The organism is Streptomyces sp. NBC_00306 (genome assembly GCF_036169555.1).
Classification (GTDB): Bacteria; Actinomycetota; Actinomycetes; order Streptomycetales; family Streptomycetaceae; genus Streptomyces; species Streptomyces achmelvichensis.
In genome coordinates, this window is sequence record NZ_CP108032.1 from 6,834,854 (window position 1) to 6,847,737 (window position 12,884).

Annotated in this window: 9 protein-coding genes and 1 pseudogene; 4 read left to right on the plus strand and 6 right to left on the minus strand. The window is 71.4% G+C overall.

Annotated elements, in window-relative coordinates; translation table 11 throughout:
* The first annotated feature begins 35 nt into the window (after window positions 1-35).
* From OHA05_RS30525 to OHA05_RS30535, 3 genes and pseudogenes are all read left to right on the plus strand, one after another.
* Window positions 36-1,106, plus strand: coding sequence for a glycosyltransferase family 4 protein (locus tag OHA05_RS30525; RefSeq protein ID WP_328863483.1), 1,071 nt, complete (start codon window positions 36-38; stop codon window positions 1,104-1,106).
* Window positions 1,034-1,948 carry an SAM-dependent methyltransferase gene (locus OHA05_RS30530; protein WP_443043852.1) on the plus strand — a complete coding sequence of 305 codons (915 nt, stop codon included), beginning with the start codon at window positions 1,034-1,036 and terminating at the stop codon, window positions 1,946-1,948. The genes OHA05_RS30525 and OHA05_RS30530 overlap by 73 nt, the downstream gene beginning before the upstream one ends.
* A pseudogene (locus tag OHA05_RS30535) lies at window positions 1,945-2,880 on the plus strand (lysylphosphatidylglycerol synthase transmembrane domain-containing protein); the annotation flags it as partial. The gene OHA05_RS30530 and the pseudogene OHA05_RS30535, both read left to right, overlap by 4 nt.
* Here the strand turns inward: OHA05_RS30535 and OHA05_RS30540 are convergent.
* Both OHA05_RS30540 and OHA05_RS30545 read right to left on the minus strand, forming a co-directional pair.
* Window positions 2,875-3,720 carry a RibD family protein gene (locus OHA05_RS30540; protein WP_313943044.1) on the minus strand — a complete coding sequence of 282 codons (846 nt, stop codon included), beginning with the start codon at window positions 3,718-3,720 and terminating at the stop codon, window positions 2,875-2,877. The pseudogene OHA05_RS30535 and the gene OHA05_RS30540 overlap by 6 nt on opposite strands.
* Window positions 3,717-4,469 carry a creatininase family protein gene (locus OHA05_RS30545; protein ID WP_313943043.1) on the minus strand — a complete coding sequence of 251 codons (753 nt, stop codon included), beginning with the start codon at window positions 4,467-4,469 and terminating at the stop codon, window positions 3,717-3,719. Before OHA05_RS30545 ends, OHA05_RS30540 begins: the two co-directional genes overlap by 4 nt.
* A gap of 138 nt (window positions 4,470-4,607) precedes the next feature.
* Between OHA05_RS30545 and ribA the strand changes: the two genes are divergently transcribed.
* A complete protein-coding gene (gene ribA / locus OHA05_RS30550) occupies window positions 4,608-5,261 on the plus strand; it encodes a GTP cyclohydrolase II (RefSeq protein WP_328862286.1) in 654 nt (217 codons plus the stop codon).
* 137 nt (window positions 5,262-5,398) lie between these two features.
* Here the strand turns inward: ribA and kstD are convergent, their stop codons facing one another.
* From kstD to OHA05_RS30570, 4 genes are all read right to left on the minus strand, one after another.
* Window positions 5,399-7,177: a 3-oxosteroid 1-dehydrogenase gene (gene kstD / locus OHA05_RS30555; protein ID WP_328862287.1), complete on the minus strand. Its 1,779-nt coding sequence runs from the start codon at window positions 7,175-7,177 to the stop codon at window positions 5,399-5,401.
* Window positions 7,178-7,295: 118 nt separating this feature from the next.
* Window positions 7,296-7,847 (minus strand): hypothetical protein, encoded by a 552-nt coding sequence (locus tag OHA05_RS30560; RefSeq protein WP_328862288.1) that lies wholly within the window; start codon window positions 7,845-7,847, stop codon window positions 7,296-7,298.
* A gap of 36 nt (window positions 7,848-7,883) precedes the next feature.
* On the minus strand, window positions 7,884-9,851 hold the full coding sequence (locus tag OHA05_RS30565) for an amino acid transporter (protein WP_328862289.1): 1,968 nt from the start codon (window positions 9,849-9,851) through the stop codon (window positions 7,884-7,886).
* A gap of 161 nt (window positions 9,852-10,012) precedes the next feature.
* Window positions 10,013-12,883 carry an NHLP bacteriocin export ABC transporter permease/ATPase subunit gene (locus tag OHA05_RS30570; RefSeq protein WP_328862290.1) on the minus strand — a complete coding sequence of 957 codons (2,871 nt, stop codon included), beginning with the start codon at window positions 12,881-12,883 and terminating at the stop codon, window positions 10,013-10,015.
* Window position 12,884 lies beyond the last annotated feature (1 nt).

The following is a 12,884-nucleotide window of genomic DNA, read 5'->3' on the forward strand; positions in this document are numbered from 1 at the left end:
CCGCCACCCCGCCCTCGCGCGCGGTGCACTTCGTCATGCCCGGTGGTGTCGACGACCCCGCCGCACCCAGCGGCGGCAACGTGTACGACCGCCGGGTCTGCCGGGACCTGTCCCGTATCGGCTGGCAGGTCCACGAGCACACCGTCGCGGGCGGCTGGCCGCAGCCCGACGCCGCGGCCCGCAACGAACTGCGCCGCATCCTGGCCGAGCAGGCCGACGGTTCCCTCGTCCTCGTCGACGGAATCGTCGCCTGCGGGGTGCCCGACATCGTCGTCCCCGAGGCGGAGCGGCTGCGCCTGGTGGTCCTGGTGCATCTGCCTCTCGGCGACGAGACGGGGCTGGTCGCCGCCAAGGCGGCGGAGCTGGACGCCCTGGAGCGCGACACCCTGCGCGCCGTCAGGGCGGTCGTGGTGACGAGCCATTGGGCGGCACGCCGCCTCGCGGCCCACCACCGGCTCGCACCCGACCGGCTCCATGTCGCCGCCCCCGGCGTCGACACCGAGCCCGCGGCACCCGGCACCGACGGTGTCTCGCGGCTGCTGTGCGTGGCGGCCGTGACTCCGCGCAAGGGCCAGTACCGGCTGGTGAAGGCGCTTGCGGGCGTCGCGGACCTGCCCTGGTCCTGTCTGTGCGTCGGCGGCCTCGACCACGACCCCGGCTACGTCTCCGGGCTGCGTGAGCTCATCGGCAACTCCGGTCTCTCCGACCGTGTCCGGCTCGCGGGTCCGCTCCCGCGGGAAGAACTCGCCGCCCACTACGCCGCCGCCGATCTGCTCGTCCTCACCTCGTACGCCGAGACGTACGGCATGGCCGTCACCGAGGCACTCGCCCACGGCGTGCCCGTCCTCGCGACGGCCGTGGGCGGACTTCCCGAGGCGGTCGGCCGGGCACCCGACGGCAGTGTGCCGGGCATCCTCGTCCGGTCCGAGGACCCGTCGGCCCTCCCGGCGGCGCTCCGCCGCTGGTTCGACGAGCCCGAACTGCGCCGGCAACTGAAGGCGGCGGCACTCGGCCGCCGCGCCGTGCTCGACGGCTGGGAGTCGACAGCGCGTCATCTCGCCGGAGCACTCGAACACCTCCTGCACGAACCCCGGAGGGTCGCATGACCGCCACCGAAGTGCCTCGTTACGCCCCCGAGTGGCTGGAGCTGCGCGAGCCCGCCGACGCGGCCGCACGCGCGCGTGAACTCCTCGCCCCCCTGATCAGCGCTCTGACGAGTGGTCAGGACGACGGCACGGGTCTCGTGATCCACGACCTCGGCTGCGGCAGCGGGTCCATGGGCCGCTGGCTCGCCCCCCGGCTGACCGGCGCGCAGCACTGGGTCCTGCACGACCGCGATCCCGAACTGCTCGTGCTGGCCGCCGACCGAACCCCCCGGACCGCCGACGACGGCAGCCCCGTCACGGTCGCGACCGTACACGGTGATCTCGCCGGTCTCACCGCCGCGACGCTCGCGGGCGCCTCGCTCGTGACGGCGTCGGCCCTGCTGGACGTCCTGACCCGCGAGGAGATCGACTCTCTCGCCGCGGCCTGTGCCGAGGCCGGCTGCCCGGCGCTGCTGGCCCTGTCCGTCATGGGCCGGGTCGAACTGACCCCCGCCGACCCGCTCGACGCCGAGATCCAAGAGGCGTTCAACGCCCACCAGCGGCGCGGTGGACTGCTGGGCCCCGACGCGGTGACGCAGGCCTCGGAGGCCTTCGCACGGCACGGCATGACCGTGCGGGTGCACGCCAGCCCGTGGCGGCTCGGCGCCGAGGAGTCGGAGCTGACGGGGGAGTGGCTGCAGGGCTGGGTCGGCGCCGCGTGCGAGGAACGCCCGGACCTCGGGCCGCGTGCCGTCGAGTATCTGCGGCGCCGCCTGGCGGCCTGCGCCGCGCGCGAGTTGGAGGTGGTCGTGCACCACAGCGATCTGCTGGCACTGCCCCGGCCGACGGGCGGGACGTCATGAGCGCACAGAACCTCAAGGGCCGGATCGGCACGATCGCCGGTGCGGCGATCCTCGCGGTACTGCTGTGGCGCCTGGGCACCGGCGCCTTCCTGGACGGACTGCGCAGGATCGACGGTCCCACCCTCCTCGCCGCGCTCGGGATCGGTCTGTTCACCACCGTTCTCAGTGCCTGGCGCTGGTGCGTGGTCGCCCGCGGACTGAACATCAAACTGCCGCTCGGCGGCGCCGTCGCCGACTACTACCGGGCCCTGTTCCTCAACGCGGCACTGCCCGGCGGCGTACTCGGCGATGTGCACCGAGCCGTACGGCACGGGCAGAACACGGGCGACATCGGCCGGGGGGTCCGCGCCGTCGTCCTGGAGCGGACGGCGGGCCAGATTGTGCTGCTCGTCGCAGGCGTAACGATCCTGCTCACGCTGCCCTCGCCGGTCCTGGCCGTGACCCGCGACGCGGTCGCGTCCCCCCTGGCCGCCGTCGTACTCGCGGCGCTGTGCGCCCTCGGTGTCGCGGCCGCCGTCCGCCGGCGCCGCAAGCCCGCAACCTCCCGCTGGCGCAGGGCGGTCCGCGCCACGCTCACCGAGGCGCGGACCGCGCTGCTGGCCCGCGGGAGCTGGCCCGCCGTGGTGGTCTCGTCCGTCGCCGTACTGGCGGGCCACCTCGCGATGTTCCTCGTGGCGGCCCGCGCCGCCGGCTCCACCGCGCCCTTCGCCGAACTGGCCCCGCTGATGGTGCTGGCGCTGCTCGCCATGGCGCTGCCGCTCAACGTCGGCGGCTGGGGCCCAAGAGAAGGCGCCACCGCCTGGGCCTTCGGCGCCGCCGGCCTCGGCGCGGCCCAGGGCCTGACCGTCGCCGTGGTGTACGGAGTTCTCGCGTTCGCCGCGAGTCTGCCCGGCATGCTCGTGCTTGCCGGGCAGTGGCTCGTGCGGCTACGGCGTTCCGAGTCCGAACTCGAAGAGGGTGTCCTCGCCGAGCATGGCGCGCCGCGTCGGCGGACGCAGCGCCTCACGCATCACGGACGTGCCCGCGAAGCGCAGACCGGGAACGCCGTCGCCCAGCAGGACCGGTGCGACGGTGACGTACAGCCGGTCGAGTGCCTGCTCGTGCAGGAAGCGCGACACGGTGACACCGCCGCCCTCGATCAGCATCCGGCCGAGACCGCGGCTCGCCAGGGTCTCGACCAGCCGACGGGGGGCGAACGCGTCGTCGTCCGGCAGCGTCAGCACGTCAACACCGCCACTGCCGCCACCGACACTGTCGCGCACCCGCTTCTCGTGGCCGCCGCCGGCGCCGACCACCCACAGAGTGGGAGCTGACCCATCGGTGAAGACCTTGCGCTCCAGAGGGACCCGGCCGCGCGGATCGAGCACGACACGCACCGGGTTGGTACCGGCGCAGGCGCGCACCGTCAGCTGGGGATCGTCCGAGACGGCGGTGCCCGCCCCGACCACGACCGCGTCGGCGAGCGCCCGGAGCCGGTGCAGATGACGACGGTCCTCCTCGCCGGTGACGAAGTCGGCGTCACCGGTACGCGTGGCGATGAAGCCGTCGACGCTCTGACCGAGCTGAGCGACGGTCAGACGCGGACCGGCCAGGCACAGCGGCAGATACAGATCGGCGAGCGCCTCCGCTTCGGGCGAAGCGTCCTGGCTCCACCGCCGGACCCCGTCCCGGCCGAGCACCAGCCCGGCGGCCTCGGCATCCGCCTCGGAGCGCACACCGAGCAGCAGTTCCCACGCCTGTTCCTCCGTCAGGGAGGTGCCGTGAACACTCATCGCGCCTCCTCCCCGGAGAGAAGTGACAGGTATTCACCGAAGGAATCGACGAGTGAGGCCAGCAGCTCCTTCCCCTTATCCGCGGACGCCAGCGACGGGCGGCCGATGACACCGGACTCCGTATAGCCCGGCATACCGAGAGTGAGCAGATGCCTGCGGTCGTCGGCGACGTGATCCGCCGTCTCATAACCGGGACGGACCACGTCCGGATGGGCGTGCAACAGGATGGATGTCTCCACTTCTCCGGCATGCATATCGCTGTGCGACGAGGTCTCCAGACCGGCTCTCGTCCGGGCCGCAGCCCAGTCGCCCGAGCCCGGGAAAAGAGCCATCCGCATACCGCTGAAGGAGGCGGATTCCTGAACAACATTACGCAGCACGTAATTTCCGCCGTGCCCGTTCACCAGAATCAGCGAGGTGATACCGGAGCGGCGGAGGGAGTCGGCGATATCACGGACCACGGCATAAAGCGTCGTGGCGGAAATACTGACAGTACCCGGCCAGGCGGCATGCTCGTGGGAGCAGGACACCGTCACGGGAGGAAGGTGGAGAACCGGATGCGCGGCGGCGATCTCGGCGGCGATCGTGCCGGCGATGACCGTGTCGGTCACCAGGGGGAGAAATGCTCCGTGTTGCTCGAAGCTGCCGATGGGAAGCACGGCAACGTCGGCCCGGCGGGCCCGTACGTCCTCCGTGGTGTCCGTCGGGAGCAGGCCCGAAGCCCACTGTGGTGTTCCCGAACCGCTCATGTCGTTCCGGCCTTTCGTACGTCACTGCAAGGGATATGGCCGGTCGAACGTGATGAACCGGGCACTCGGTTGATGCGTCGTCTCTCATTTTCCCCCACGCCGCCTTGGAATTACCACCTGCCCGGTTAGGATCGAGCCATGATAGAAAGTGATGACGTGTTCGACGACGACGGTACTCGTCCGTCCGGAGTCGAGCGCGCGGTGAGTGTCCGGCTTGCCACCGTGCACGGCGATTTCCTTGCCGTCGGCTACCTCGACCGCAATCGCGGTGAGGAGCAAATGGTGCTCGTTTACGGAGACGTCGAGACCGAAGGTGCGCTCACCCGACTGCACTCGGAGTGTCTCACCGGAGATGTCTTCGGCTCCAAGCACTGCGATTGCGGCGAGCAACTGTCCGCGGCGCTGGGTGCGATAGTCAAGGAGGGCCGCGGCATTCTTGTCTACCTCCAGGGACATGAGGGCCGGGGGATCGGGCTGCTCGCCAAACTCCGTGCGATGAAACTCCAGGCGGAGGGCATGGACACGGTCGAGGCCAATATCGCCCAGGGGCTGCCGGTCGACGCGCGTGACTACCAGGTCGCGGCCGACATCCTGCACGACCTCGGCGTGCGGTCCGTGCGGCTGCTGTCCAACAACCCGCGGAAGCGGGAGTCGCTGCAACGGCACGGGATCAAGATCGACTCCCAGGTGCCGCTGCTGATTCCGCCGAGCGAGGAGAACAAGTCCTACCAGTGGACGAAGCGCGACCGTCTCGACCACTACCTGCCGCACCTTGACGTCGCGGCGGACTAGCGGACGCGCCCCGGTCGTTGGGGCGGGCCGACGACGCGGTGGGCGGCCGGCCCGGGAGTCGAAACACGGGCCGGCCGGTGCTCATGGCATGGGCCGGCGCGGGGCTCAGTTCCCGTCGCGCTCGGACCCGGGCGGGCTCAGGGACTGTCCGCGATGTCGTTCGCCGCTATGTAGCCGAACGTCATCGCCGGACCGATCGTCGAGCCCGCCCCGGCGTAACTGCGCCCCATGACAGCCGCGCTGGCATTCCCCGCCGCGTACAGGCCCGGGATCACGGAGCCGTCGGGGCGGAGAACCCGGGCGCGGGCGTCGGTCGTCAGGCCGCCCTTGGTGCCGAGGTCACCGGGCACGATCCGGAACGCGTGGAACGGCGGCAGCCATAGCGGTGCCAGGCAGGAGTTGGGCGCGATCCCGGGGTCGGTGTAGTAGTGGTCGTACGCGCTGTCGCCTCTGTAGAAGTCGGCGTCCGAGCCCGCGCGGGCCTGGCTGTTGAAGCGGTTGACGGTCGCCCGGAGCGCCGCCGCCGGTACGCCGATCCGCCCCGCCAGCTGGTCCAGGCTCCACGCCGTGTGCACGGCACCGGACGCGTACCAGGAGTCCGGGAGGACGAAGGTGGGCGCGATGTCCTTGAACAGATACCGGTTGCGGTAGTTCTGGTCGACCACCAGCCACGCCGGGATGTCCGGTGAGCTCGCGTTGCGCTCGTACATGACGTGGACGACATCGCTGTAAGGCGCCGCCTCGTTGACGAACCGCGCCCCGGCCTGGTTGACCAGGAGACTGCCCGGCAGGGTGCGTTCGGCCAGGCAGAAGTACGGTTCGCCCGGCAGCGGGATCGCCGGCCCCCACCAGGCGTCGTCCATCAGGGCGAGCGCCCCTCCTGCCCGTTCACCCGCCCGGATCCCGTCACCCGTGTTCTCCTTGGCGCCCACCGTCCAGTCGGTGCCGATCGGCTGCTGCTGATAGCGGTCGCGCATCGCCGCGTTGTGCTCGAAGCCGCCCGACCCGACGACGACCGCGCGCCGGGCCCGGACGAGCCCGGGTGCGCCGCCGCGTGTCACGACCGCGCCGGTGACCCGGCCGTTCTCCATGTGCAGATCGGAGAGCGGGGTGCTCAGCCACACCGGTACCCCCGCGCTCATCAACCCGGCCCGCAGTCCGCCCGCCAGTGCCTGGCCCATGGTGAGCGGCCGCTGTCCGAGCAGGGCGGCCCGGGTCCCGCGGGCCAGGCACTCGGCCGCGACGGCGGCACCCTTGATGCTGACGGTGGCGAGGGCGATCCACTTGTAGTCGGCGCTGAAGACGACCATCCCGGCGGGGACGGGGAGGTAGGGAGCGTTCAGCCGGCTCAGCTCCGCGCCGAGGATGTTGCCGTCCAACTGAGCGGGCTCGATGGACCGTCCCACCGACAGTCCGCCGGGCAGCTCGGGGTAGTAGTCGCTGTAGCCCTCCATCCAGCGGAATCGCAACGGGCTGTTGGCCATCACGAACGAGATCATGGACGGTCCGTGCGCGAGGAACGCCTGTTGCCGGTCGGCGCCGACCTCGTCCCCCACGACGGCGGCCAGGTAGGCCGTGGCCTTCTGCGGGGTGTCGGGCACACCCGCGGCGAGCGTCACCGGATTGTTCGGAATCCAGATCCCCGCGCCGGACCGGGCCGCCGAACCCCCGTACGTGGGCGCCTTCTCCACGACCACACAGCTCAGCCCGCGACGCGCGGCGGTGAGCGCGGCGGTCATCCCGGCCGCACCGGAGCCGACCACGACGACGTCGTACGTCCCGAGGAGAGGCGGCTGCGCCGCGTGGGCGGAGGCCGCCGGCAGACCGGTGGCGACGACGAGCCCCGCGCCGGCGGCCCCGAGGACATGGCGGCGCGAGGGTCCGATGGTGTCCGGTACCGGCGTGATCTCGGGCATGGTGAGTCGCTCCAGTGGGGTGACGGGGGCGGTGCGGCGCCATGCTGATGGGTCGTCAGAGAAGGTCGCGCGGGGGTCTTGTGAAGTCAAGAGGCCCGCGGCCGGTGCCCTGCCTCGGTCACACGGGCGGTTCGGCGGCCTCCGTCGGATCCACCACACCGGGCACGAACTCGGGATTGACCGTGTCGAAGTACACGCTGTTCGTGCCGAGATCGAAGTGGAACCGGCCCCGGTAGACCGCCTGCGTGATGTGCCGGTCGTAGCGCGGGCTGGTCAGCCACCGTGCGTGCTCGGGCAGAAACCTCTCCAGGGCCGTGGGCGCGGGCTCCGGGACCCCGGGGGAGAAGCCGTACGCGGTCAGGCCGACGACGGCCGCGGCTCTGCCCGCCGGTAGCCGGGCGATGCCGACCACCCGGATCTGCGGATCGGGTTCGGGGACGGACGCACGTCCGTGGCGGTTCGGGTTGAAGCCGAGCCAGTGAGGATCGGACAGCTGCCCGATGGAGGTGAACCGCCGTCGGAGCGGGGCCGTGTCCGTGCGCACTGTCTCCCGGTCCGCCCGGGAGGGGTCGTCATCGGTGGCCGCGTAGATGCCGGTACCGCCGCCGACGACAGTGAGGCCGCCCAGAAGGAGCCAGCCGCGGCGGCTCAGCGAGATCGACACCGTCATGGCCCCCGTTCGTTCGACGGCAGATCCTAGCCCTCGTCAGCCCACGTGCACCCGCGGCCTGCGCGCCGGGTCCGGTTCCGCACGGCGCAGGATCTCGCGTGTTACCGGTGCCACCTCGCCGCTGCCGAAGACGAGGAAGCGGAACAGCTGGCCGATCGGGCCGCCTTCCGTCCAGGTGAAGTACGCGTGGGGGACCCGGCCCGTTCTGTCGCGCAGCGACATCAGCACCGCGGCGACCGTGTTGGGCACGGTCGTGCCCTCCACCCGCAGCCGGCGCACGCCGTGCTTCTCGTCGCCATGGACGATCAGGTCGGCGCTGAAGTCGGAGGAGTCCTTCACGAACGCCTCCAGGAAGAGGACCTGCCGTCCGAGCGGGATGGGGGTCTCCTCGCGCTGGCTCCGTTCCTTCTCGCGGTAGGCGGCCGTGCTGTGTTCCTGCGGCTCGTTGGCGATGAGCTGGAGCGGCCCCTCGGCGGCCGCCTCGTCGATGAACTGCGCCGCCCTGCCGTCGAAGACGACCTCGACCGCACGCAGCTCGAAGGCGCGGCGGACGCGGGAGACGAAGGACGTCACCATGATCGCGAAGATGAACAGCAGCGCGATCTTGATGCCGTCGGGCCGTTCGATGATGTTGGCGACCAGCGTGTACGCGAAGACGGCGGTGATCGTCCCGAATCCGATCGCGGCCCGCCGGCGGCCGCTGCGGTGCACCGCGACCGTCGAGGCGAAGGCCGCCGACAGCATGAGGACCAGCACGCCGGTGGCGTACGCGCCGCTCTGCTTGTCGACGTTCGCGTCGAAGTACACCGTGATCAGCACGGCGATCGCCATGAAGACCAGGACGAGGGGCCGCACCGCACGTGCCCATTCGGGCGCCATGCCGTAGCGGGGCAGGAACCGCGGTACGAGGTTCAGCAGCCCGGCCAGCGCGGACGCTCCGGCGAACCACAGGATGCAGATGGTGGAGAGGTCGTAGACCGTGCCGAAGACCTCGCCCAGATTCTCGTGCGCCAGATAGGCGAGCGCCCGCCCGTTCGCCGGACCGCCGGCCTGGAACGCCTCCTGCGGGATCAGCAGGGTGGTGGCCAGGCTGGACAGCAGAAGGAAGCAGCACATCGTCAGCGCGGCCGTGGTCAGCAGCTTGCGGGTGTCGCGGATCCGGCCGGCCGGATTCCGGTACGTGTCGCCGGGACCGCCCTTGATCTGCGGCATCACCGCCACGCCGGTCTCGAAGCCGGACATGCCGAGCGCCAGCTTCGGGAACACCAGCAGTGCCACACCGATCATGGCCAGGGGAGAGGAGTGCTCGGCGGTCATGCCGCTCCACCAGTCGCCGATCACCACGGGCTTCCCGATCACCTGCCAGGCGGCGGAGACCAGCACCACCAGATTGAGCCCGAGATACGCGGCCACGAGGGGGACCGCGATGCCGATCGCCTCGTGAAAGCCCCGGAGGAAGACGGCACCCAGCAGTCCGATGAGGATCAGGGTGATCCAGATGCCCGAGTTGTGCATCCAGTGCGGCGCGAACGGGTTCTCCACCACGTGCGCCGCGGCGTCGGCGGCCGAAAGAGTGATGGTGATGACGAAGTCGGTGGCCGCGAAACCCAGCAGCACCAGGACCAACAGCTTCCCTGACCACCATGTCAGGAGCCGCTCCAGCATCGCGATCGAGCCCTCGCCGTGCGGTGACTCCTTGGCCACCCGCCGGTAGACGGGCAGGGCGCCGAACAGGGTCAGCGCCAGCAGGACGAGGGTCGCGATCGGGGACAGCAGCCCCGCGGCGAGCGCCGCGATACCGGGCTGGTAGCCCAGGGTCGAGAAGTAGTCCACGCCGCTGAGGCACATGACGCGCCACCAGGGATTGCCCGGGTGGTCGGGCGGCGGTTCGCCGTGCGGCGCGGGGTACCGGGCCGCCTGTTCGCTGCCCTGGAGCAGCCACGTACGCCAGCGTCGCTTCCCCACCCGCCGTCGGGGCCCGGTCTCGGTCTGCGCGCCGGTCATGGGCCTCCTCACCTTCGTCGCGTGCGCGGACAGCGAGCCCATCGTCGCCCGGGGGCCGGGCGTCGGCAGCCCGCGTGAGGGCCGTTCAGTGGGCGTACGTCGGCGGCGGGCGGGCGAACCGTCGACAGCCGGTCCCTACCGCCCCCCGCTCCGGCCGCGCCTCACGCCATCTGGCGGCGCACCAGCTCCTGGAGGTGACCACCGCGCGCGAGCAGGTCCGCGGGTGCCCCTTCCTCGACCACCTTGCCGTCCGCCATCACGATCACCCGGTCGGCGTCCATCACCGTCGACAGCCGGTGCGCGATGACGATCCGGCTGGCGCTGAGCGTGCGGGTGCTGTCGATGACGATGCGCTGGGTCTCGTTGTCCAGCGCGCTGGTGGCCTCGTCGAAGAACAGGACGCGCGGCCGGCGGATCAGCGCCTGAGCGATCATCAGCCGCTGCCGCTGGCCACCGGAGACCGCGCCGCCTCCCGCGATCATGGTGTGCAGCCCCATCGGCATCCGCTTGATGTCCTCGGCGAGGCCGGCCATCTCGGCGGCCTGCCACACCTCTTCCTCACCGAATTCCTCGGCACCGCAGATGCAGTCCAGGATCGAGCCGGTGAGCGGCTGCGCGTTCTGCAGGACGACACCGCACTGCCGTCGTACGGCCGCCTGGTCCAGCGCGGCCAGATCCTGGCCGTCGTAGAGCACGCTGCCGGAGACCGGACGGTCGAAGCCGATGAGCAGCCGCAGCAGGGTCGACTTGCCGCAGCCGCTCGGCCCCACGATCGCCACGAACTCGCCGGCACCCACCTGGAGGGAGACGTCGTCGAGAACCAGCGGGCCGTCGTCGCCGTAGCGGAACGACAGCCGGCGTGCCTCCAGGGCACCGGTCAGCGCGCCGGGCTGGGCGCTGGAGCCGCGGACCTCCGGGGCCTCGTCGAGCACCGGCCTGATCTGCTCGATCATCGGCAGTGCGGCGGCGACCGAGACGAGCGCGCCGGTGAGCTGGGTGACCGAGGAGAGCAGCATGGTGACGGCGGTGTTGAACGTCAGGAACTCCCCCGCCGACATGCTGCCGCGGGCGGGGCCCGCCAGCAGCATGAACATCGTGAGGGCGCACAGCGGCAGATAGACGGCGTCGAGCACGGTCGTCAGATTCCTGATGCGGCCCGCGCGCTGCTGCAACTCGCGCGAGCGCGCGAACTCCCGGGCCCACGCCGCGTACGCGAAGCTCTCCGCCGCGGCGACCCGCAGCTTCGGCAGCCCTCGCAGGGTCTGGAACGCCTGGTTGTTCAGCTTGTTGCCGAGTTCCACCAGCTCCCGCTGCCACTTCAGCTGCCACAGGCCCATCCCGAGGAAGACCGCGCCGATCACGACGAGCATGCCGATGGCGGCCAGCGCCAGGGGCACGCTGTAGCAGAGCAGCAGCACGATGTTCATGGTCCCGATCGTGCTCGCCTGCACCGCGACCGGACCGATGCCGGACAGCACCCGGCGCACCGCGCTGACACCCATCGCCGCACTGGCCAGCTCCCCGGTGGAGCGCTCGGCGAAGAACGTCGTCGGCAGCCGCAGCAGCCGGTCCCACACGGCCGGTTGCAGCGAGCTCTCGATCCGCCCCTCCATCCGCAGAACCGTGAGGTTCTGCAGCAGCATGAAGGCCGCGGCCACGATGCCGGCGATCATCACGGCCACCGACACCTGCACGATCAGGCTGCGCTCGGCCGTGGGCACGTACACGCCGAGGACCTGTCCGGTGGCGATGGGCACCAGCGCCCCGAGGCCGACCGTCACCAGCGCGCCGACGGCGAGATTGCGCAGATCCATCCGGGTGCCGCGCAGACTGAACCGCAGCAACCGCCAGAACGTCGGAGGCTCTTCCGGCAGCGGCCGGTAGAACATCACGCCGCTCGGTTCGAACTCCTCCGCGCTGTCCCCGCCGATGCGCCGCCGCAGTCCCGATGCCGGGTTCACGGCCTCGTAGCGTCCTCGCCGCCACAACAGCGCGACCGGCGCACCCGACTTGGCCCAGTGGCCGACCAGCGGACCGATGTCGGTGCGCCACCAGCGTCCGGAGAGCCGGACCGTGCGGGTCCGGATCCGGGAGTGCATCGCCACCCGCTCCACCGGGCCGACCCGGTCGTCGACCGCGGTGCCCTTCGGCGGCTCGGTCAGCGTGATCCCCGCAGCCTCGGCGACCTGACGGCACACCGCGTACGTGGCGTCGTCCGCGGCGGTGTCCCGTCCGCTCGCGCCGCGCCCGGCCCGGTCAGGTCTGCCGATCGAGGCGATCAGCGCCTGGTCGGCCCTGGCCCGTACGGCTTCACCGGCCCTGATGCCGGCGGCCGTGCGGTCCTCGTGGGCGCGCTCCAGCTGGTCGATCCAGCGGTCGACCGCCGACAGGAGCCGGTAGTGCTGGTTCACCATGCGCTGCCAGAGTGCGGCGTCGACGAGCAGATCGCCGGCCGCGTCGGCGCTGTAGGCGCCGCCGTACTGGACGCTGCCGGACGGCACCGGCATCCACAGGATGTCGTCGTCGGCGACGGCCTCCTCGACCGGCCGGCCGTTGAGCGCAGCCTCGAAGAGGACCCCGAGAGCCCGTCCGGTCCCGAGGGAGAACGCGTACTCCAGGGCGGTCGGCATCCCCTCCTGGCCGTACTGCACGGTGTCGTACTGGCCCGTGTCGAACTGCCCGGTGTCGTACCCGGCGTACTCGGGGCGGTACAGCTCCCTCAGTTGGATCCGGCGCAGCAGACAGTCCTGCGACGGGCGGCCGACCAGGGTGTGCTGCGGTCCTTCGACCGGGCCGAGGAGTACGGTCCCCGCCTCCAGCCGGCCGAGGAAGTGCCACTGCCCCTGCTGCGCCGCGTCGACGGCGAACACGTCGAGCGCACCGCCGACGACGAGCCACAGCACCTGCGGCCCCTCCAGCGGCACGCTGCGCAGTCCTGCGCAGTCGACGGGGTGGCCGAGGCCGCCGAGAGCGTGGGTGACGGGGTCGCCGCTGCCGGGGCCGGCGACGGCTGACGGGTGGACGGACGACACG